This window comes from Actinomadura alba (assembly GCF_014323705.1).
Classification (GTDB): Bacteria; Actinomycetota; Actinomycetes; order Streptosporangiales; family Streptosporangiaceae; genus Actinomadura_C; species Actinomadura_C alba.
In genome coordinates, this window is record NZ_JABVEC010000001.1 from 456,160 (window position 1) to 477,695 (window position 21,536).

The following is a 21,536-nucleotide window of genomic DNA, read 5'->3' on the forward strand; positions in this document are numbered from 1 at the left end:
CGCCGTACCGGAACCGGGCCACCCCGCCCCGCCCCGGTCAGGAACCCCGCCATGCCTTTGATCAACCGATGGCCGAAGGCCGCCCTCCTCACGACCCTGCTCCTCGTCCTCTCGCTGGTCGCCGGCCCGGCGCCGGCGTCGGCCGACCCGGTGAATCCCGCGCACTTCCAGCAGGTCACGCTGGCCAAGGGCGTCCCGGAGGTCGGCGAGCCGATGTCGATGGCGGTGCTGCCCGACCGCTCAGTCGTGCACACCGCGCGCGACGGCACGATCCGTGTCACCGACGCAGCCGGCACCACCAGGGTGGCGGGCAGGGTCCCCGTCTACTTCAACGACGAGGAGGGCATGCAGGGCATCGGGATCGACCCGGGGTTCGCCACGAACAGGTTCATCTACCTCTTCTACGCGCCGCCGCTGTCGACCCCGCCCGGCGGCGCTCCGCTGGACGGAACAGCGGCCGACTTCGCCCGGTTCGACGGCGTCAACCGGCTGTCCCGGTTCCGGCTGAACACCGACGGCACCCTCGACACCGCCGGCGAACGCACCGTGCTCGAGGTCAAGACCAGCCGGGGATCGTGCTGCCACGTCGGCGGTGACATCGACTTCGACGCCGCCGGGAACCTCTACCTGACCACGGGCGATGACACCGAGCCCGGCTTCAACGACGGGTACGCCCCGCTCGACGACCGGGCCACCCGCAACCCGGTGCTCGACGCGCAGCGCGGCGCCGCCAACACCAACGACCTGCGCGGCAAGCTGCTCCGGATCAAGGTGAACGCCGACGGCTCGTACTCGATCCCGGCCGGGAACATGTTCCCGCCGGGCACGCCGAACACCCGGCCGGAGATCTACGCGATGGGTTTCCGCAACCCGTTCCGGATGAGCGTCGACAAGGCCACCGGTGCTGTGTACCTCGGCGACTACGGCCCTGACGCGGGCGCCGCCGGGGCGCGCGGCCCGGGCGGGCAGGTCGAGTTCGACCGGATCACCGGGCCCGGCTTCTACGGCTGGCCGTACTGCACCGGGAACAACACCCCGGCCGAGACGTACGCGCACTACAACTACGCGACGGGCGCGGTGGGCGCGAAGTACGACTGCGCGGGCGGGCCGGTCAACGACTCGCGCAACAACACGGGGCAGTCGAAACTGCCGCCGGCCAAGCCCGCGTGGATCGCCTACGACGGCTGCTCACTGCCGGCGTTCGGCTGCGGGGCCGAGTCGCCGATGGGCGGCGTCGTCTACCGGTACAACACCGATGTCAGCTCCCCGGTGAAGTTCCCGCAGTCGCTCGACGGGCACTTCTTCGCCGGTGAGCTCCAGCGGGCCTGGATCAAGGACATCACGGTCAACGCCGATGGGAGCCGTGGCGCGATCGAGCCGTTCCCGTGGTCGGGGACGCTGGTGATGGACATGGCGTTCGGCCCCGACGGCGCCCTCTACGTTCTCGACTACGGCACCGGCTGGTTCAACGGCAACGAGAACTCCGCGCTCTACCGGATCGAGTACATCGGCAGCGGCGGCTCGGGCCGGGTACCGGTGGCGAACGCCACGGCCACGCCCACGTCCGGACGGGCCCCGCTGACCGTGGCGTTCTCCTCGGCCGGCTCGTCCGACCCGGACGGCGACGCGATCACCTTCTCCTGGGCGTTCGGCGACGGCGGCACGTCGACGGCGGCGAACCCGAGTCATACCTTCACCGCCAACGGCACCTACAACGCGACGCTGACCGTCAGGGACAGCACCGGCAAGACCGCCACGTCGACCGTCCCGATCTCCGTGGGCAACACCGCCCCGACGGTGAGCCTCCAGCTCCCGGCGCACGGCCAGGTATTCGGCTTCGGCGACGCCGTCCCCTACCGGGTCACCGTCACCGATCCCGAGGACGCCTCGATCGACTGTTCGCGGGTGAAGGTCACGTACATCCTCGGGCACGACGAGCACGGCCACCCGCTCGCCACCGGCACCGGCTGCTCGGGCACCATCCAGACGCCGGGCAACGGCGAGCACGACGGCGCGGCGAACCTGTTCGGCGTCTGGGACGCCGAGTACACCGACGGCGGCGGGCTCGTCACCCACGACCAGCACGTCACCCAGCCTCGGACCAAGCAGGCCGAGCACCACACCGCCGCCCAGGGCATCGCGCTGTTCGACAAGGCCGCCGCGCACGGCGGCAAGACCGTCGGCAACATCGAGAGCGGCGACTGGATCGCCTTCCAGCCGTACGTCCTCCAGGGGCTCTCGTCGTTCTCGGCCCGCGTCTCCTCCGGCGGGGCCGGCGGGGCGGTCCAGGTCCGCGCCGGATCACCGACGGGCCCGCTGCTCGGCACGGCCACGGTGTCGCCCACCGGCGGCTGGGAGACCTTCACCGACGTCTCCGCGCCGCTGTCGGGGGCTCCGGCCGGCACCACGACGCTCTATCTCGTCTTCACCGGCGGCGCGGGCGCGCTGTTCGACGTCGACGACTTCACCCTGAGCGGCGGATCCACGCCGCCTCCCACGTCGGGCCTGCTGTCGGCGAACCGCCCGGTCACGGCCTCCTCGACGGAGGGCGCAGGCTTCCCCGCGAGCGCCGTCGTGGACGGCAACGCCGGGACGCGGTGGTCGTCGGCGTTCTCCGACCCGCAGTGGATCTCGATCGACCTCGGCTCCACCCGCTCGGTCAACCGCGTGGTGCTGCAATGGGAGGCCGCGTACGGCAGGGCCTACCGCATCGAGACGTCCACCAACGGCACCACCTGGACGAGCGCCCACAGCACCACCACCGGTGACGGCGCCACCGACGACATCACCCTCGCGCCGGTGTCCGCCCGCTACGTGCGCATGTACGGCACCCAGCGCGCCACCCCGTACGGCTACTCCCTCTGGGAAATGGAGGTCTACGGTGCGTAAACGCATCCTCGTCCTGGTGATCGGCCTGCTGGCCGCGCTCACGGTCGCAGTTCCGGGCGTGAACGCCGCCGACGCCCCGTTCCGGATCCTGGTCTTCTCCAAGACCGCCGGTTTCCGGCACGACGCGATCCCCGCGGGAATCACCGCGTTGCGCGAGCTCGGAGCGGCGAACGACTTCACCGTCGACGCCACCGAGGACGCCGGCGCCTTCACCACCGCCAACCTGTCGGGCTACCAGGCGATCGTCTTCCTGCTGACGACCGGCGACGTGCTCAACGCCGCCCAGCAGACCGCGTTCGAGTCCTACATCACCGCGGGCGGCGGGTACGCGGGCGTCCACGCCGCCGCCGACACGGAGTACGACTGGCCCTTCTACGGCGGGCTCGTCGGCGCCTACTTCGCCTCCCACCCGGCCATTCAGCAGGCCACCATCCGCGTGGAGGACAGGGCGCACCCCTCGACGGCGCATCTGCCGGCCGCTTGGCAGCGCACCGACGAGCTGTACAACTACCGCACCAACCCGCGCGGCACCGTGCACGTGCTGGCCACGCTGGACGAGTCGACCTACACCGGCGGGTCGATGGGCGGCGATCACCCGATCGCCTGGTGCCAGGCCTACCGCGGCGGCCGGTCGTGGTACACCGGCCTCGGGCACACGATCGAGTCGTACTCCGAGCCGGCCTTCCGCGCACACCTGCTCGGCGGTGTCCGGTACGCGGCGGGCGCGGTGGCCGCCGACTGCTCGGCCCCGCCGCCCCCGTCGTCGCCGACGGTGGAGGCCGAGGGCTTCTCGGCCCAGTCGGGGACGCAGATCGTCACCAAGGCCTCCGCGCACGGCGGCCGGGCGGTCGGCTACATCGACAACGGCGACTGGCTCGGCTTCGCGCCGGTCGAGTCGGCCCAGGCCAGGGGTTTCACCGCCCGGGTCGCCTCGGCGGGCGCCGGCGGCACGATCCAGGTACGGGCGGGTTCACCGACCGGCGCGTTGCTGGGCTCGGCACAGGTGCCGGTGACCGGCGGCTGGGAGACCTGGCAGAACGTGTCCACGACCCTCACGGGGACGGGGAGCGGTCCGCTGCACCTGGTGTTCACCGGTGGCGCGGGGTCGCTGTTCGACCTCGACGACTTCACCGTGACCCGGGACTCAACCCCGCCGCCCGCGTCGGGCCTGCTGTCGGCGAACCGTCCTGTGACAGCCTCCTCGACGGAGGACGCCGGCTTCCCCGCGAGCGCCGTCGTGGACGGCAACGCCGGGACGCGGTGGTCGTCGGCGTTCTCCGACCCGCAGTGGATCTCGATCGACCTCGGCTCCACCCGCTCGGTCAACCGCGTGGTGCTGCAATGGGAGGCCGCGTACGGCAGGGCCTACCGCATCGAGACCTCGACCAACGGCACCACCTGGACGAGCGCCCACAGCACCACCACCGGTGACGGCGCCACCGACGACATCACCCTCGCGCCGGTGTCCGCCCGCTACGTGCGCATGTACGGCACCCAGCGCGCCACCCCGTACGGCTACTCCCTCTGGGAAATGGAGGTGCACGGAACATGACGCTCACCAGGCGGACCTTCCTCGGAACCGCGCTCGCGGCCGGTGTCCTCTCGTCAGTGCGCGTTCCCGCGGCGCTCGCCGCCGAGCGGCTGCCGCTGTCCGTGGCGAACGACACCGGCCGCTTCGCGAGCGGCTCGATCTGGATGTACGTGGTCGGCAGCGACCTCACGACCGGGCAGCAGGGCTACGTACGGGGCGACGGTACGTTCGTCCCCGCCTCCCCCGCGCTCAACGGGCCCGATGGTTACGCGGACCTGTCCGTGCCGATCACCGCGCCGCCGCCGAGCCTGCCGCACATGTCGGGCCGGATCTACTTCTCGATCGAGCAGAAACTGAAGTTCCGGGTCGTCACGGACGGGGGCGGGCGGTCGGCATTCCAGTACCCCGCCGGCTGGGTGTCCGCGGACCCGAGCTACCCGGTCCTGCACGACTGCGTCGAGTTCACGTTCGGCCCGGGCGGGATGTTCTGCAACACGACCATGGTGGACATGCTGAGCATCCCGATGGCCATCCGGCTCGTCGGAGCCCAGAACCAGACCACCGGCACGTTCAAGGCCGGTGGCCGCGCGCGCGTGTTCGAGGCGCTCAGGGCGCTGCCCGACTTCCGGCGGCTCATCATCGGCGACGACCTCCGGGTGATCGCTCCTGGGCACGGCATCAACGCCGGCCTGTTCGCACCGGACTATCTCGCGCCGTACATCGACGAGGTGTGGGCGAAGTACCGCACCACCGACCTGAGCGTTCGGATCAACGCGACCACCTACACGGCCCGGGTCCAGGGCGACCTGCTCACCTTCGGCGGCGGGGTCGCGGCGTTCCGGAAGCCGACCACCAAGGACGTTTTCTTCTGCGACGGGGCGCTGGGCGCGCCGAACGACGGGCGGACCGGCCCCGTCGCGGCCGTGCTCGGCGCCGCGTTCAACCGCGCCGTGCTGCGCGACCATGCCGCCCAGCCGACGACCGACCCGGCGCTGTACTACCGAACGCCGCTCACCAACCACTACTCCCGGGTCATGCACGAGAACACCATCGACGGCCGGGCGTACGGCTTCGCCTTCGACGACGTGCTCGACTTCGCCTCCTACATCCAGGACCTGGCACCCACCTCGTTCACCGTGACGCTGACCCCGTTCGGCGGCGGGGGCGATGACCCCACGTTGCTGTCCGCGGGACGCCCCGCCACCGCCTCCTCCACCGAGGGGGCGGGTCTCGCGGCCGGCAACGTGGTCGACGGCAACGCGGGGACGCGCTGGTCGTCGGCGTTCGCCGACCCGCAGTGGGTATCGGTCGACCTCGGCTCGGCCCGCACGGTGAGCCGGGTGCGGCTGCGATGGGAGGCGGCCTACGCGAGGGCGTACCGGATCGAGACCTCCACCAACGGCACCGCCTGGTCGACCGTCCACAGCACGGCGGCGGGCGACGGCGGGACCGACGACGTCACGTTCCCCGCCGTGGCGGCCCGGCATGTCCGTGTGTACGGCACCCAGCGCGCCACCCCCTACGGCTACTCCCTCTGGGAGATGGAGGTGTACGGCACCTGATCCCCACGTCCCGCCCGCTCCCCCGTGATCACGCGATCAGGCGCCGGCGACGGCCGCGGACCAGCTCTCCAGGCCCTCGTCGGTGAGGATGGCGTCGAAGCCGACCTCGGCGCCGCCGATGATGGTGCCGTCGCCGCGCAGGGTCGAGGCCAGCAGCGGGGGCGGGTCGTCGTGACGGAAGCTCATGAGCCCGCCGAGATAGGCGGAGCCCAGTTCCTCGGGCGCCGTCTCGATGAGGCCGCAACCGAGGCCGGACAGCGTCACCAGGGCGGGGTCGAGTGCGTTGACGAGCCCGGCGACGCCCCGGCCGAGGGCGGTGGCGGCCGTGCCGACGGCGGCGCGGGACGCCGGGTCGCCCGAGGCGGCCTCGGCGAGGATGACGTCCGCGTCGGCGCGCGGGTCGTGCGGGGCGGGCCGGCCGAGCGCGCGGGCCATCGCCCGCCCGTCGACCTCCAGGTCCCAGCACCCGTGGGCCCCGCAGGGGCAGCGCCGCCGAGGGTCGCCGAAGGGCAGATGGCCGAACTCGCCACCGGCGTCGGTGGCGCCGGTCATCATCCGCCCGTCCATCACGAGGACACCCCCGATGCCCACTTCGACCGTGAGGTGGAGCAGTGCCTTGACGCCCGCACCGGCCCCCCGTCTGGCCTCGGCCAGCCCGGCCAGGGAGGCGTCGTTTCCGGCGAGCAGCGGTATGGACGGGTCCGGGCACAGGCCGTCGAGCGTCACGTCGCGCCATCGCAGGGTGGACGCCTGCACGATCCGGGTGCCCTGCACGGTGCCGGCCACCGCCACCGCCACCGCGCGCAGGCGGTGGCCGTGCCGTTCCCTGGCCTCGGCGATCCGCCGGCGCAGCACGGCGAGCACGGCACCCGAGTCCCGGTCGCGGTGCCGCCCCGTGCTCTCGTCGAGAAGCGCTCCGCCCAGCTCCACCGTGACCACCCGCCACCGTTCGTGGCCGACGTCGACGGCGCAGACGAGCGGGCCCTCGGGATGGGCGGTCAGCGCGGGCGAGGGACGCCCGCGTCCACCGGTGGGCGGTGCGCTGACCTCGTCGACGAGCCGCAGTGCCTTGAGGCGGGCGGTGATCTCGGTGGCCGAGCCACTACTGAGCCCGAGCGCCCGCGTCAGCTCCGCACGCGTCACCTCCGGATGGGCGTGGACGTGGCGGAGCACCGCCAGCGCCCCCTGCCTACGGAGGGCACGTGCCCGGGGAACGGCTTCGCGCATGGTGACATTCTCCCCCCGGCGTTTTATCCTCGTCACGCGAGGAAATTGGAACGCTCCCCCGAGACAGGTCGAGCGCGGTGGCTCCACGACCGCCGCGCGGTGCCGGAGCAGGTGAACCGCCGTGAGCAGGACCCGCAACACGCTCGGCCTCTACGCCGCCCTCGGCTGCCTCGGTTACCTGCTCACCGGTCTCGGCGCGATCCTCCCGCGGCTGCAGGAGGAGCGCGGGCTGAGCCGGGTCGAGGTCGGGCTCTACCCGTCGGCCTTCGCGGCCGGACTGATCATCGTCGGGGTCGCGGGACATCACCTGAACCGGCTGCTCGGGCGATTCGCCGTGCCGGCCGCGCTGGCCCTGCTGGGTACCGGAGCCGTGATCCTCGCCGCCGGCACCGACCGCCTGATCACCGGTGCCGGGGCGCTCGTGCTGGGCACCGGCGGCGCCGGACTCGTACAACTCGTCCCGGCCGCCCTGCGCGCCGAACACGGCGACCCGGCCACCGAGCCGATCAGTGAGGCCAACGCGGTGGCCAGCGGCGCGTCGGTGCTCGCCCCGCTGATCGTCGGCGCGGCGCTGGGCGCGGACCTCGGCTGGCGGCCCGGCTACCTCGTCCTCCCGCTGGCCGCGGCGGCGCTCGTCATCCTCCTGACGGCGAGCGCTCCAAGGCGAGATCACCCGACGGCGGTGGGGACGGTGGCCCCGGCGAGGGCCGAGGGACACACCCGCCGCTGGTCCCCCGAGTTCGCGGGGTGGTGGCTCGATCTCGTCCTCGTCGTGGCCGTGGAGTTCTGCGTGCTGTTCTGGGCGGCGGACTTCCTGCAGACCGAGAGCGGCATCGGCGCGGACGCGGCCGTCACGGCGGCGGCCGCCTTCGTCCTCGGCATGGCGATCGGCCGCGCGGTGATCGGCCCGGTGACCCGGCTCGTCGCCGCGCCGGTGCCGCTGCTGGCGGGCTCGGCCGGCCTGGCCACGGCGGGCTTCGCCCTCTTCTGGGCGGGCGGCCCACCGGCGGTCGCGATCACGGGGCTGGCCATCACCGGGCTCGGCGTCGCGCTGCTCTACCCGGTCACGCTCGCGCAGACGCTCGCGGCCTGGCCGGCCGACCCGAGCGTGGCGGCCGCGCGGTGCGCTCTCGCCTCCGGGGTGGCCATCGGAGCGGCGCCCGTGCTCCTGGGCACGCTCGCCGACGCCGCGGATCTGCGCGTCGCCACGCTGCTGACGCCTTCGCTGCTGCTCGTGTTCCTGATCCGCTGCGCCGTGCGGCTCGCGCGCGGGGCGGCCGGAGTGCGTCCAGGGCCCCGCACCACGGCTCAGGACGACATGGCGTAGAACAGGACGTCGGCGGCGCTCAGGACCACAGGCCACCGCCGTGAAGATCTCGTGGTGGGACTTCCACACCGTCAAGCGCCAACTCTCCGGCGGGGTGGTCGCCACATACCTTCCACCGGTTCGCTGACCGGGGTGGACAGTGCCATCGGGCAGTGGTGAGCTTGCGTCGCGAGCAGGCTCGGATCATGGTGGGAGGCCACGTTGACGACGTCCGGAGACATGAACGAGGGGCGGTTGTGGAGGGCCGCCGAGCGCGGTGACGCCGATGCCATGACCGAACTGGGCAACCTGCTCTTCGACGGCGGTCGTACCGCGGCCGCCGAGGACTGGTACCGGCGCGCGGTCGAGGCCGGCCATCCCGTCGCCATGAACAACCTCGGGATCCTGCTCGAACGCGCGGAACGCACCGAAGAGGCCGAGGCGCTGTTCCGGCGTTCCATCGACGCCGGCAACACCGCCCCGATGTTCAGCCTCGGACTCCTGCTCGAGCGAACCGGCCGGCTCGGGGAGGCGGAGCAGTGGCTTCAGCACGCGAGCGACCTCGGGGACGCCGACGCCATGAACAACCTGGCGATCCTCCTCAAGCGGGACAAGCGGAGCGCGGACGCCGAGCGCTGGTACTGGCGCGCCATCGAGGCCGGCAACACCGATGCCATATACAACCTCGGCATCCTGCTCATGCAGACCGGACGGGCCGGGGAGGCCGCGGACTGGTTCCGGCGGTCGGCCGAGGCGGGCAACGATCTGGCTCTGGACCAGCTGGCCGCGCTGACCGCCCCCGATGACGACGACGCGGTGCTCGAGCCCTACCGGCGCGCCGCAGACGCCGGCCACGCCGGCGCGATGACCCGCCTCGGCACGCTGCTGGCCGAGACCGGCCGCACCGAAGAGGCGGAGCAGTGGTACCTGAAGGCCATGGTGACGGGCCGGCACATCCCCGCCGCGCACAACCTCGGGCTGTTGCTCAAGGAGTCGGGGCGTACCGAAGAGGCGGCGGAATGGCTCGGTCGAGCCGCCGACGCCGATGTCCCGTACTCGATCAACGCCGTCGGGCTGCTGCACAGTGCGGCCGGGCGGGCCGAGGAGGCCGAGCAACGGTTCCGTACGGCCGCCGAGGCCGGCGACACCGCCGCGATGTACAACCTGTGCGTTCTACTGAAGAGCACCGGCCGGGACGGCGAGGCGCAGCCATGGCGCGAGGAGGCGGGCCGAGCCCATCGCCGCGCCGCGCGCAGCGAGGGAGTACTGCTCGAACAGGCCGGCCGGATCAAGGACGCCGAGGAGTGGTACCGGCAGCACGCGGAGGAGGGCGACACCGATGTCATGTGCATGCTCGCCCTGCTGCTCAAGGAGACCGGGCGGACGTGGCAGGCCGAGTGGTGGCTCCGCCGTGCCGCAGGCAACGGCAACAACGGGGCCGTCAGCGAACTGGGCGTCATGCTCAAGCAGCGCGGCGAGCTGGACGAGGCCGAACAGTGGTACCGGCGCGGGATCGAGGTCGGCGAACCATCCGCCCTGTACAACCTGGCGATCATCCTCGTCGAGACCGAGCGCGCCGACGAGGGCGAGCGACTTTACCGCCAGGCGGCCGCGGCCGGCCACGTCGACGCCATGTACAACCTCGCCAACCACTTCCGGCGGACCGGCCGCCTCGACGAGGCCGTGCGCTGGTTCCGAGCGGCCGCCGAGACCGGCGACGTCGACGCAATGAACCAGCTCGGAGCCGTGCTCGAACGGACGGGGCGGGCCGGCGAGGCCCGTGAGTGGTACCGCCGCGCGGTGAACTGACACTGGCGCCGGTTCACCCGGCGTCTCGCGTGGGACTGAGCCGTCCCTCAGGCGGCGGGAGACGGGTCGGGCATCAGCAATGGGCCGCTGATCCGGAAGCGTTCGACACCGCGCTTGGTGAGGTGGATCCGCAGATCGATCCAGCCGGCCAGCGGCGCGAGCACGCAATCCTGAGCACCGGCCCACGGGAAGTGCAGGTCTCCGACCGAGAGCTTCGCACCGGGCACGTGCACCGGGAGCAGGATGCGGGAGCCGGGCACGAGCGGGGCGATGGAGCAGGTGGCGACTTCGCGGCCGCGTGCCGCGGTCGTGCGGGCCTCGCCCGCGATCCTCTCGTACGAGGCCAGCCCGGGACCCACGTGCCCGAGCAGTGGAGCGCCGGCCCCGGGGTTCGGACCGTTCCCATGAGCCGGCCCGGTCATCGCGTCCGGCGCCGGCGCACAGCCGATCACGCCGGGGTGCCCGATGCCCCCGTACCTGCCATCGGTGCGGCCGATGCCGAGGACGTCGACGGTGATGACATCGCCGGGCTCAGCGCCCATCACCGCGATCGGGCCGCAGAGCACCGGTTCGGCGCTCGGCGAACCGTCGGCGAGGCGGTCGCGGCCCTGGCACTCCATGCGGACCGATCCGCCCGTGATCACTTCGGCCACCGCGGGGATCTCGGGATGCCATCGGTGGTGCCCGGGTACGGCCTGCGCGTTCCGCCGCGGAGGCGTGGCGAGTGAGAGCAGCAACGACGTGGTCCCTTCTGACGGGAGGAGTCCCTGAGTGCATCTTCCGCTTCCCGTTGTTTCGGACCCGTTTCCGGACCTTTAACGTCCAGTAATGTCCAGGTCTGCATGTCGCGACGGGTCGTCAGCGCGAGATGAATCACTCCGGCGAAACGGATGGAACCGAAATATCCGATGCCCCGTCCAAGGTGAATGGGCTCCCCGGGTCGACGACTCTCCTGGTCCGCGCTAACCCTCTCCGTGCTCGTCCTGGTCGCCGGTTGCAGCGGCGAGGGCGGCTCGAAGACCGAGGCCACGGCCTCGTCGGCGCCCGCCCCGCCGATGCGGCTGGTCGCCTATACCGACTGCACCGAGTTGCTCTCCCGGCTGCGCAAGTCCGCCGAGAAGGTGGTGGGGCCGTACGGCCTCCCGGACGGCAACCAGGGCCGGGCCGCCCTCGCGGGCCGCGGACTGCCCGGTGCCGAGTCGGCGCGGGGCGACGCGGCGGTCCCGGAGGCGCCGGGCGCGGCCGCGAAGCAGGCCCCGGAGCATTCGAGCACCAACGTGCACGAGGCCGGGGTGGACGAGCCGGATCTGGTCAAGACCGACGGCCGCCGCATCGTCACGGTCGCCCGCGGTCGCCTGCGCGTCGTCGACGCCGCCGACCGCAAGGTCACCGGCACCCTGACGCTGCCCGAGGTGAACTCCCAGGTCGGCAGCGAGAACCTGCTGCTGGCCGGTGACAGGGCGATAGTGATCTTGCCCGATCACCGTCTCGGCATGATCCAGCGCGACAACGTCGAAGTGGCGGACCCCGCGCCGACCGGTCCGCGGATGCGGCTGCTGCTGGTCGACTTGAGCGGCGAGCCGCGGGTCGTCAGCACGCTGACCGCCGACGGCGAGTACCTCGACGCCCGCCAGACGGGCCCGACGGCCCGCGTGGTGTTCCGGTCCACGCCGCGCATCGACTTCACGCAGGCACGGCCGGACCGCTCCGAGGTCGACGCCCTCGCTGAGAACCGCCAAGCCGTACGCCGCGCTCCGCTGGAGGCCTGGCTGCCGAGTTACGAGGTGACGACCGGCACGAACCGGCAGCGCCTGAGGGTGCCGTGTGAGCGGGTGAGCCAGCCGGCCGGCTCCACCGATACCTCGATCATCAGCGTGCTGACGTTCGATCTCGGCGCCGGCATCAACGACGCCGATCCGGTCAGCGTGGTGACGAAGGGCCGTACCGTCTACGGCACCGGATCGAGCCTCTACGTCAGCGACACCGACTATGGCACCGCCCCCGGCGGTCCCGGCACCGCGATGAAACCGGTGGAGCCGCCGGTCGCGCGGACGGACATCCACCGGTTCGATGTCAGCGGCACGGGACCCCCGCGCTACGCCGCCTCGGGCTCGGTTCCCGGCACTCTGCTCAACCAGTACGCCCTGTCGGAGTACGAAGGGCGGCTACGGGTCGCCACCACCAGTGATCCCGGCAACGGCCGATCCAGCAGCACGGTGCGCGTCCTGGCCCAGAACGGCGCGAGACTCGATGTCGTCGGCAGTGTCGGCGGGCTCGGCAAGGGAGAGCGCATCTATTCGGTGCGCTTCATCGGACCGACCGGATACGTGGTGACGTTCCGGCAGGTGGACCCGCTCTACACGCTGGACCTGCGCGACCCCGCCCGGCCGAAGGTCACCGGCGAACTGAAGATCACCGGTTACTCGGCGTACCTGCATCCCGCGGGCGACGGGCGCCTGCTCGGCGTCGGCCAGGAGGCGAGCGGCGAAGGCCGCACTCTGGGCCTCCAGGTGTCCCTGTTCGACGTGACCGGGCAGCCGAAACGGCTGTCCCGCTTCCATCTGCCGGACACGAGCACCGAGACCGAGTTCGACGCGCACGCGTTCCTGTACTGGCCGCGGACCGGCCTCACCGTCGTACCGATCACCACGTACCAGGGCGGCGGATCGGCGCTGGCGCTGAGGGTGACCGGCGACCGCGTGACCAGGCTCGGCACGATCGAGCACCCGCGCTCACAGATCCGCCGGTCCCTGGTCATCGGTGACACCCTGTGGACCGTGTCCGACACCGGCCTGCGCGCCAACGCCGTGACCGACCTCGACGAACGCGCCTGGATCCGGTTCTGACCGGGCACGACCCCGTCAGCGGAGGCCGATCGGGCGGGACAGGGCGGTCTGGATCAGCCGGTCGACCAGCGCCGGGTAGTCGAGACCACTCGCCGCCCACATCTTCGGGAACGCCGAGGCCGGGGTGAAGCCCGGCATCGTGTTGATCTCGTTGAGCAGCAGCCGGCCGTCACTGGTGTAGAAGAAATCGACCCGGGCGAGCCCTTCGCAGCCGAGCGCGTCGAACGCCCGCACCGCAAGCCGCCGGACCTCCTCGATCACCTCGGCCGGCAGCCTCGGCGGGATGTCGAGCCGGAGCCCGTCATCGAGATACTTCGCCTCGAAGTCATAGAAATCATGCCCGTCCGCCACGTTGACCTCGGACGGAAGGCTCGCCTCGGCAGGGTCGTCGCCGAGGCCCTGCAGCACGCCGCATTCGATCTCGCGCCCGTCGATCGCCGCCTCGACGATCACCTTCGGGTCGTGCTCCCGTGCCGCCTCGACCGCCGCGTCCAGGTCGCCCTCGGAGTCGACCTTGCTGATGCCCATGCTCGACCCGGCCCGGGCGGGCTTGACGAACACCGGCAGGCCGAGTTCCTTGATCTCGTCGATCACGCGCTTGCGCTCTCGTCGCCAGTCGCGCTCGGTCACCGCGACGTACGGCCCGACCGGCAGCCCCTGCCCAGCCCAGATGACCTTCATGAAGCCCTTGTCCATGCCCGCAGCGCTGGCCAGCACCCCGGCGCCGACGTAACGGACGCCGACCAGGTCGAGCAGCCCCTGGATGGTGCCGTCCTCCCCGTACGGGCCGTGCAACAGGGGCAGGACCACATCGACCTCGCCCAGGGTGCGCGGCACCCGGCCGGGCTCGACCACCATGAGGCCACGGCCGGCCGGGTCGAACGGGAGGGCGAGCGCGGCGCCGGCGGAGTCGACCTCCGGCAGCTTGCCATCCTGGATGGACAGCCGCTGGTCCTCGGGCGCCAGCACCCAGCGGCCGTCGGTGGCGATGCCGATCGGCACGATCTCGTAGCGATCACGGTCGATCGCCGCCATGACGCTGCCGGCGGTGAGACAGGAGATGGCGTGCTCGGAGCTGCGCCCGCCGAAGACCACGGCAACGCGAATCTTGGACTCGGACATGGTGACCGACCTTACCGGCGATCGGCACCGATCGCCCAAGCGCGAACATTACGGAACCCAGCGGGTGCAGAAGTGCACGCATCGTTCGCCGGTCCTTCGGCCGGGCCTCCCACCCCAACGCTCGCGGGCATCGCGCCGGCCGCCCCGTACCGGCCGCGACTCACTCGTCCACGCCGTAGCGCTCCGGTTTGGGCGAGCGCGACATCAGGAGGTAGCCGGCTTCAGAGATCGGCATCCCGTGGTGCATCACCGCGGCGACCACCTCCGTGATCGGCATCTCCACGCTGTGCTTGCGGGCGAGCTCGAGCACGGCCTCGGACGACTTGACTCCCTCAGCCGTCTGCCTGGTCACCGCCGTGACCTGCTCCAGTGTCATACCCCGGCCGAGGTTCTCACCGAAGGTGCGGTTGCGGGAAAGCGGCGAACTGCAGGTCGCCACGAGATCACCGAGACCCGCCAGGCCCGCGAACGTGTGCTGGTCGGCGCCGAGCGCCGTGCCCAGGCGGGCGATCTCGGCGAGCCCGCGGGTGATGAGCATCGCCCGCGTGCTGTCGCCGAAGCCCAGCCCGGCCGCGATGCCGACGCACAGCGCGATGACGTTCTTCACCGCGCCGCCCAGCTCACACCCGATGACATCGGTGTTGGTGTAGACCCGGAAGTACGGGGTCATGCACGCGGCCTGCAGCCGCCGCGCGGTCTCGGCGTCGGTGCAGGCCGCCACCGAGGCCGCCGGCTGGCGCGCGGCGATCTCACGGGCGAAGTTCGGCCCGCTGATCACGGCGACGCGCTCCTGGGGCACGTCGGCGACCTCCTGGATGACCTCGGACATGCGACGGCAGGTGCCGAGCTCGATGCCCTTCATGAGGCTGACCAGCACGGCGCTCTCGGGCAGCAGCGGCTTCCACGCCGAGAGGTTCTCGCGCAGCGTCTGCGAGGGCACGGCCAGCACGACGTAGTCGACGCCCTGGAGCGCCTCGGCCGGGTCGAGCGTCGCGCGCATCGTCTCGGGAAGCTCTACGCCCGGCAGGTAGTCGGCGTTCTCCCGCCCCTCGTTGATCGCCTTGACGATCTCGGGACGGCGGCCCCAGAGCCTGACCTCACCGCCCGCGTCGCACAGGACCTTGGCGAACACGGTGCCGAACGACCCCGACCCCATGACCGCCGCTCTGTTGATGGTTGTGCGCGTCACGACGCCTGCTCTCTATCGGCTCTGGCCCGTCGCTCTTCGATCGCCTTGTGGTGGTCGTACAACTGCTCGGGCGGCTTCTGCCCGCGCAGCTCACCGACCAGGTCGGCGATGGTCCTCATGATCATGTCAGTGGCGGCCCGCACCGTGGCCTTGTCGTCCGGCCGGTCCGCGTAGTCCGACAGGTCGATCGGCGGGCCGGCGACGACCTGCATGGTCTTGCGCGGGAACGGCCGGAACCTCTTGGTGCCGTACGGCCACAACCGGTGCGCCCCCCAGTGTGCCACCGGGACGACCTGGGCCCCGGTCGCCAGGGCGAGCCGCGCCACCCCGGTCTGGCCGGTCATCGGCCACAACTCGGGGTCGCGGGTACATGTGCCCTCGGGATAGAAGATCAGGCACTCCCCGGCGCGCAGGGCCTCCTCGGCCTCCTTGAGCGCCTCGGCGGAATCGGCCCGATCGCGGAAGACCGGGATCTGCCCCGTTCCGCGGACGATCCGGCCGACCACCCTGGCCGTGAACAACGGGGCCTTCGCGAGGTAGACGGGGTAGCGCCCGGACTCGTACACGAAATGAGCGAGCGCCAGCGGGTCGGCCCACGACAGGTGGTTGGCGGCGATGATCACGCCGCCCTTCCGGGGGACGTTGCGCCGGCCCTTCCAGTCCCGCTTCAGCAGCGCGTAAAGCAGCGGGCGCAGGATGACGATCGACGTCTTGCGCCAGAGCGGCGAATAGTCGTGGCTCATGCCCGTCCTCCTCTTGCGATGCCCCGAGCTCGGGGTGCCCTCAAGTTTCGCGGTGCGTCCGCATAGTGTCGAGTCGCCATGTCTACTGCAGCCTTCAGCGCCCCCGACCTCCGGTGGTCCCTCGTGGTCCCGGTCAAGGTCCTGGCCCGCGCCAAGTCCCGCATGTCCGCCGCAGCAGGCCCCTACCGTGAGGCGCTGGCCCTTTCGGTGGCCGCCGACACCGTAGCGGCCGCCCTGCTGTGTGAGCACGTCGGGGCGGTCGTCGTCGTCACCGACGATCCGCTCGCCGCTAGCGAGCTCTCCGACCTCGGAGCCCGCGTCGTGTCCGACGAGCCCGACGCCGGTCTGAACCCGGCCCTGGCGCACGGCGCCGCGCTCGCCCGCGCCCTCGCCCCGGACGCCGGTGTCGGTGCGCTGTCGGCGGATCTGCCCGCGTTGCGCCCGGCCGAGCTGTCCGAGGTCCTCGGGACGGCGGCCGCGCACGGCGGGACGGCGTTCGTCCCGGACACCGCCGGGACGGGAACGACACTCTACGTCGCATCGCCCGGAGTCGTCTTCGCACCGGCGTTCGGCCCGGACTCCCGAGCGAGGCACCGCGCTCAGGGTGCCCGCGAGCTGGCCCTGGCCGGCATCCCGAGCGTGCGCCGTGACGTGGACACCCTCGACGATCTGATCGCCGCGCTCAGCCTCGGTGCCGGTCCGCGCACGACCGCCATCGCCCCCCTCCTGCCCGCGTGCGCACCATCATGATCATGTCGTCGCCTCCTCAGCGGATAGGCTGACCGTCATGCAGGGAACGGTGCGCACCTACGACGCCGCGACGCGGTCGGGCAGCGTTCTGCTCGATGACGGCACCCGGCTCGACTTCGACGCCACGGCCTTCGAGGCGGGCGGACTGCGGATGTTGCGGTTCGGCCAGCGGGTCAACCTCGCCGTGGAATCGGCCCCGGACGGCGACCGGATCTCGGTGATCACCCTGTCGACGTTTCCCCTGCCCGCCCCGCCCTCGGGCTGAATGCCGCGACGCCCGGTGGCCGTGCGTCAGCACGGCCACCGGGCGTCGCGACGATTGACTAGTGCTTGCCGCCGACCAGGTTCTTGAAATCGGCACCGGGCTTGAACTTCGGCACCGATGTCGCAGGGACCTGGATGGCCTTGCCTGTTGCCGGGTTACGAGCCGTTCGGGCAGGCCGATCGGCCTTCTCGAACGAACCGAACCCGGTGATGGCGACTTTCTCTCCCTTGGCGACCGCCGCCTGGATGGTCTCCAAGATGGCGTCGACAGCCTCGGATGCGGCCTTCTTGCTCCCCAGCCGCTCGGAGATCGCGTCGACCAGCTCGCGCTTGTTCATTGGGATACTCCTCCAGTTCCCCCTTGCCCCGACGAAACTAGGGGACCCACGACGCCTGCACAATCACCTGCAAGCAATAGTTGCCGTGTCGTAGGCGATTTCCTTGCCCCCACCCCGTTTCCACAGGCTCTATGGCCTGGACGGATGCCTACAAAACATCCCAAGGCCGGTGGTATCGGTGACAAGCGTCACTCTGCCGTTCGGCCGCCCTCGCCCGGCCCCCCGGACCCCCCGTCGGGCCTGCGCCGCAGCTCGCGCGCTTCCCCTCCGTCCGGCGGGTACGAGGACCCGTGCTCCCGCTCCAGATCGGCCACAAAGGTCACCAGGCGGCGATCGGCGAGTTGCGGATCGCGCTTGGCGAGGTCGGTGATGATGAGCAGGTGCCGAATCAGTCGCCGCCGGTCGTCCGCGGGAAGCGGAGCGACCAGACGGTGGGCGTCGCGGAGCCGATGGGCCAGCGCGGTCAGCACGGGGTCGTCCCACTCCGGCCCCGCCCAGCCCGGCTCGCCCGGCCGGGGGCGCGGCGCGCTCACGCGGCGCTCACCTCGCCGCCGGCCGGACGGATCGCCTCGACGATCACGCCGTGACGGGCAGCCAGGAGGAACGGCCCTGCTCGAACGAGGCGATGGCGTCGGCGTGGCGGAGCGTGAGCCCGATGTCGTCGAGGCCCTCCAGGAGCCGCCAGCGGGTGTAGTCGTCGATCTCGAAGGACAGCACGCCGCCGTCGTCACAGCGCAGCTCGCGCCGGTCCAGGTCGACGGTGAACTCCTTGGCCGGATCGGCCTCGATCTTGCCCTGCATGCGCTCGACGTCGGCCTCGGGGAGCTGGATCGGCAGCAGGCCCATCTTGGTGGCGTTGTTACGGAAGATGTCTCCGAAGCGGGCTGCGACGACGGCGCGGAAACCGTACTGCTGCAGCGCCCAGACGGCGTGCTCGCGGGAGGAACCGGTACCGAAGTCCGGGCCGGCCACCAGGATGCTCGCCCCGGCGTAGGCGGGGTCGTTCAGCACGAAGGACGGGTCCTCGCGCCACGCGGCGAACAGCCCCTTCTCGAAACCGGTGCGGCTGACCTGCTTGAGCCAGACCGCCGGGATGATCTGGTCGGTGTCGACATTGCTGCGCCGCAGCGGTACCGCGCGGCCGGTGTGGACGGTGAACGCTTCCATGATCTTCCCTTACAGGTCGGCGGGAGCCGTCAGACGGCCGGTGACGGCGGTGGCGGCCGCGACGGCGGGCGATACCAGGTGGGTACGGCCGCCCTTGCCCTGCCGCCCCTCGAAGTTCCGGTTGGACGTGGAGGCGCTGCGCTCTCCCGGCTTGAGCTGGTCGGGGTTCATGCCGAGGCACATCGAACAGCCCGCCTCGCGCCACTCGGCGCCGGCCGCGCTGAACACCTCTTTGAGCCCCTCCTGCTCGGCCTGCTTCTTGACCTTCATCGAGCCGGGCACGACGAGCATGCGGACGCCGTCCGCCACCCTGCGCCCCTTGACGACATCCGCGGCGGCCCGGAGGTCCTCGATCCGGCCGTTGGTGCAGGAGCCGACGAACACGGTGTCGACCGCGACGTCGCGCAGCCGAGTGCCGGCGGTCAGCCCCATGTACTCGAGGGCCCGCTCGGCGGCGGACCGCGCCGCCGGGTCCGCGAACTCGGCGGGGTCCGGAACGGCCGCAGCCAGCGGGACGCCCTGACCCGGATTGGTGCCCCAGGTGACGAACGGCGTCAGTTCCGCCGCGTCGATGACGATCTCGCGGTCGAAGGTCGCGTCGTCGTCGGTGCGGAGCGACAGCCAGTGCTCCTTGGCCGCCTCCCACTCCGCGCCCGACGGGGCGTGCGGCCGGCCCTCGAGGTAGGCGAAGGTGGTCTCGTCCGGCGCGATCATGCCGGCCCGGGCGCCGGCCTCGATGGACATGTTGCAGACCGTCATCCGGCCCTCCATCGACAGCGCCCGGATCGCCTCGCCGCGGTACTCGACGATGTGCCCCTGGCCACCGCCGGTGCCGATCCTCGCGATGATCGCCAGGATCAGGTCCTTGGCCGTGACACCGTACGGAAGGGTGTTCTCGACCGTGATCGCCATCGTCTTGGGCCTGATCTGCGGCAGCGACTGGGTGGCGAGCACGTGCTCGACCTCGCTGGTGCCGATGCCGAAGGCGAGCGCCCCGAAGGCGCCGTGCGTCGAGGTGTGGGAGTCGCCGCACACGACCGTCATGCCCGGCTGGGTCAGCCCGAGCTGGGGGCCGATCACGTGCACGATGCCCTGCCCGGCGTCGCCCATCGGGTGCAGCCGGATGCCGAACTCGGCACAGTTCTTGCGCAGCGTCTCGATCTGGACGCGGGACACCGGGTCGGCGATCGGCGCCAGGAGGTCGGTGGTGGGGACGTTGTGGTCCTCGGTGGCGATGGTGAGGTCGGGCCGCCGTACGAGCCGTCCGGCCATGCGCAGCCCGTCGAAGGCCTGCGGGCTGGTCACCTCGTGCACGAGGTGCAGGTCGATGTAGAGCAGATCCGGCTCGCCCTCGGCCTGTCGTACGACGTGTGCGTCGTAAACCTTCTCCGCCAGTGTGCGGCCCATCGCTCCACCTCATCCGTTGCTTCCCGGCGCGGCCCTGCGCCGTCCGACTTCGATTTGCATCTCAGAATCCGAGACGGCAATATCGAGGTATGGACAACTCTAGCGGAGTCGGCGTTCTCGACAAAGCGGTTCTCGTTCTGAACACGCTGGAAGCCGGTCCGGCCTCGCTCGCGCAGCTCGTGCAGACCACCGGACTCGCGCGCCCGACCGCCCACCGGCTCGCCGTCGCGCTGGAGCACCACCGCCTGGTCCACCGGGACACCCAGGGCCGTTTCATCCTCGGCCCCCGGCTGGCCGAGCTCGCGGTCGCGGCCGGCGAGGACCGGCTGCTGGCGATCGCCCAGCCCATCCTGACGCAGCTGCGGGACCTCACGGGCGAGAGCGCCCAGCTGTACCGGCGGCAGGGTGACGTGCGGGTGTGCGTGGCGGCGGCCGAGCGCATGAGCGGGCTGCGCGACACCGTGCCGGTCGGCAGCGCGCTGCCGATGACCGCCGGCTCGGCCGCCCAGATCCTGCTGGCCTGGGAGGAGCCCGACCGGCTGCACCGCGGCCTGCGCGGGGCGAAGTTCGAGGCCACCACCCTGGCGTCGGTACGGCGCCGCGGGTGGGCGCAGAGCGTCGGTGAACGCGAGTCGGGGGTCGCGTCGGTCTCGGCCCCGATCCGCGGCGCGGGTGGCCGGGTGATCGCCGCCGTGTCGGTGTCGGGGCCGATCGAGCGGCTGACCCGCTCGCCCGGCCGCCAGCACGCGCATCCGGTGACGGCCGCCGCCGACAAGATCTCCGACTCGATGCGGCGTACCACCGGCTGAGCCCTCGGCCGGCGGCCCGGTCAGGAACTCAGGCCACGCCGCACGAGCGCGCGGTACCAGTCGGCGAAACGGGCCCGCATCATGGCCATCTGGATGGCGTCGAGGCCGTGCCGGGCGAACTCGGCGTCGGGCAGGTGCGGCAGTTCCGCCAGTGCCCCGGCGAACAGGAAGGGGTCGTAGGCCGGGCCGCGGGCGCACATCAGCTCGATCAGCCGGTCCCGGGTGTAACCCCGGTCTCGCAGGGCGAGATAGACCCCGGTGAAGTCCTCGGGCCGGCCCCGGTCGAAGAGGGCCGCCATGGCGTCGGCCGCCGCGTCGTCACGGGCGCGCGGGCGTCCGAGCCGGGTCTCACCGGCCAGGGGGTCGTGGTCGCGCTGCTCGCTCACCGGGGCGTCGCCACCGGAACCGGTCGTATCGAAAGAGGCCATGCGGACGCGTCTTCCCACTCGTGCCGGGGCGGGGCCCGGCGCCGTCACGAAGCGGCCGTGAAGGAACGATCTGGTCGGGCACCCGGCTGGCCACCGCCACCCGCAGACCTGTGTGAGACGTACCGCGTCACCGAAGGTAGCCGAATGAC

At 71.7% G+C, this 21,536-nt stretch carries 19 protein-coding genes; 9 read left to right on the forward strand and 10 right to left on the reverse strand.

All coding sequences use genetic code 11. The annotated features are described in order from the left end of the window. Positions 1 to 51: 51 nt before the first annotated feature. The 3 genes from HKK74_RS02440 to HKK74_RS02450 are packed head-to-tail and all read left to right on the forward strand — an operon-like array spanning position 52 to position 5,982. Entirely contained in the window at positions 52 to 2,889 is a 2,838-nt protein-coding gene (locus tag HKK74_RS02440; protein ID WP_187241287.1) for a PQQ-dependent sugar dehydrogenase, read from the forward strand. Next, a complete protein-coding gene (locus tag HKK74_RS39550; protein ID WP_187241288.1) occupies positions 2,882 to 4,441 on the forward strand; it encodes a ThuA domain-containing protein in 1,560 nt (519 codons plus the stop codon). Before HKK74_RS02440 ends, HKK74_RS39550 begins: the two co-directional genes overlap by 8 nt. Further along, positions 4,438 to 5,982: a beta-1,3-glucanase family protein gene (locus tag HKK74_RS02450; RefSeq protein ID WP_187241289.1), complete on the forward strand. Its 1,545-nt coding sequence runs from the start codon at positions 4,438 to 4,440 to the stop codon at positions 5,980 to 5,982. Before HKK74_RS39550 ends, HKK74_RS02450 begins: the two co-directional genes overlap by 4 nt. Before the next feature lie 36 nt (positions 5,983 to 6,018). On the opposite strand, the gene HKK74_RS02455 is transcribed toward HKK74_RS02450, so the two are convergent. Next, positions 6,019 to 7,209, reverse strand: coding sequence for an ROK family transcriptional regulator (locus HKK74_RS02455; RefSeq protein WP_222721748.1), 1,191 nt, complete (start codon positions 7,207 to 7,209; stop codon positions 6,019 to 6,021). 121 nt (positions 7,210 to 7,330) lie between these two features. Between HKK74_RS02455 and HKK74_RS02460 the strand changes: the two genes are divergently transcribed. After that, positions 7,331 to 8,536: an MFS transporter gene (locus HKK74_RS02460; RefSeq protein WP_187241290.1), complete on the forward strand. Its 1,206-nt coding sequence runs from the start codon at positions 7,331 to 7,333 to the stop codon at positions 8,534 to 8,536. A 201-nt stretch (positions 8,537 to 8,737) separates the two neighbouring features. Beyond that, a complete protein-coding gene (locus tag HKK74_RS02465; protein WP_187241291.1) occupies positions 8,738 to 10,324 on the forward strand; it encodes a tetratricopeptide repeat protein in 1,587 nt (528 codons plus the stop codon). A 47-nt stretch (positions 10,325 to 10,371) separates the two neighbouring features. Here the strand turns inward: HKK74_RS02465 and HKK74_RS02470 are convergent, their stop codons facing one another. Next, a complete protein-coding gene (locus HKK74_RS02470; protein ID WP_246491109.1) occupies positions 10,372 to 11,061 on the reverse strand; it encodes an acetamidase/formamidase family protein in 690 nt (229 codons plus the stop codon). Between the two features lie 189 nt (positions 11,062 to 11,250). Between HKK74_RS02470 and HKK74_RS02475 the strand changes: the two genes are divergently transcribed. After that, the gene (locus HKK74_RS02475; RefSeq protein ID WP_187241292.1) at positions 11,251 to 13,170 is read left to right on the forward strand and encodes a beta-propeller domain-containing protein; all 1,920 of its coding nucleotides are present in this window, start codon (positions 11,251 to 11,253) and stop codon (positions 13,168 to 13,170) included. A 15-nt stretch (positions 13,171 to 13,185) separates the two neighbouring features. Here the strand turns inward: HKK74_RS02475 and HKK74_RS02480 are convergent, their stop codons facing one another. From HKK74_RS02480 to HKK74_RS02490, 3 genes are all read right to left on the reverse strand, one after another. Next, positions 13,186 to 14,292 carry a D-alanine--D-alanine ligase family protein gene (locus HKK74_RS02480; protein WP_187241293.1) on the reverse strand — a complete coding sequence of 369 codons (1,107 nt, stop codon included), beginning with the start codon at positions 14,290 to 14,292 and terminating at the stop codon, positions 13,186 to 13,188. A 160-nt stretch (positions 14,293 to 14,452) separates the two neighbouring features. Next, a complete protein-coding gene (locus HKK74_RS02485) occupies positions 14,453 to 15,466 on the reverse strand; it encodes an NAD(P)H-dependent glycerol-3-phosphate dehydrogenase (protein ID WP_187241428.1) in 1,014 nt (337 codons plus the stop codon). An 11-nt stretch (positions 15,467 to 15,477) separates the two neighbouring features. Then, the gene (locus tag HKK74_RS02490; protein ID WP_187241294.1) at positions 15,478 to 16,224 is read right to left on the reverse strand and encodes a lysophospholipid acyltransferase family protein; all 747 of its coding nucleotides are present in this window, start codon (positions 16,222 to 16,224) and stop codon (positions 15,478 to 15,480) included. 78 nt (positions 16,225 to 16,302) lie between these two features. Here HKK74_RS02490 and cofC point away from each other — a divergent pair, with 78 nt between their 5' ends. Both cofC and HKK74_RS02500 read left to right on the forward strand, forming a co-directional pair. Next, positions 16,303 to 16,974, forward strand: coding sequence for a 2-phospho-L-lactate guanylyltransferase (gene cofC, locus HKK74_RS02495; protein ID WP_187241295.1), 672 nt, complete (start codon positions 16,303 to 16,305; stop codon positions 16,972 to 16,974). Between the two features lie 37 nt (positions 16,975 to 17,011). Further along, positions 17,012 to 17,239, forward strand: coding sequence for a cold-shock protein (locus HKK74_RS02500; RefSeq protein ID WP_187241296.1), 228 nt, complete (start codon positions 17,012 to 17,014; stop codon positions 17,237 to 17,239). Positions 17,240 to 17,297: 58 nt separating this feature from the next. Here HKK74_RS02500 and HKK74_RS02505 read toward each other — a convergent pair whose 3' ends face one another. From HKK74_RS02505 to leuC, 4 genes are all read right to left on the reverse strand, one after another. Then, positions 17,298 to 17,576 (reverse strand): HU family DNA-binding protein, encoded by a 279-nt coding sequence (locus HKK74_RS02505; protein WP_187241297.1) that lies wholly within the window; start codon positions 17,574 to 17,576, stop codon positions 17,298 to 17,300. Between the two features lie 188 nt (positions 17,577 to 17,764). Next, positions 17,765 to 18,109: an SCO5555 family protein gene (locus HKK74_RS02510; RefSeq protein WP_222721824.1), complete on the reverse strand. Its 345-nt coding sequence runs from the start codon at positions 18,107 to 18,109 to the stop codon at positions 17,765 to 17,767. Between the two features lie 43 nt (positions 18,110 to 18,152). Then, on the reverse strand, positions 18,153 to 18,743 hold the full coding sequence (gene leuD / locus HKK74_RS02515) for a 3-isopropylmalate dehydratase small subunit (RefSeq protein WP_187241298.1): 591 nt from the start codon (positions 18,741 to 18,743) through the stop codon (positions 18,153 to 18,155). Between the two features lie 9 nt (positions 18,744 to 18,752). Then, positions 18,753 to 20,150: a 3-isopropylmalate dehydratase large subunit gene (leuC, locus tag HKK74_RS02520; RefSeq protein ID WP_187241299.1), complete on the reverse strand. Its 1,398-nt coding sequence runs from the start codon at positions 20,148 to 20,150 to the stop codon at positions 18,753 to 18,755. An 89-nt stretch (positions 20,151 to 20,239) separates the two neighbouring features. On the opposite strand from leuC, the gene HKK74_RS02525 reads away from it, so the two are divergent. Then, positions 20,240 to 20,959, forward strand: a complete 720-nt coding sequence (locus HKK74_RS02525; protein WP_187241300.1) for an IclR family transcriptional regulator — start codon at positions 20,240 to 20,242, stop codon at positions 20,957 to 20,959. Between the two features lie 20 nt (positions 20,960 to 20,979). Here the strand turns inward: HKK74_RS02525 and HKK74_RS02530 are convergent, their stop codons facing one another. After that, positions 20,980 to 21,387 carry a hypothetical protein gene (locus tag HKK74_RS02530; RefSeq protein ID WP_187241301.1) on the reverse strand — a complete coding sequence of 136 codons (408 nt, stop codon included), beginning with the start codon at positions 21,385 to 21,387 and terminating at the stop codon, positions 20,980 to 20,982. Positions 21,388 to 21,536 lie beyond the last annotated feature (149 nt).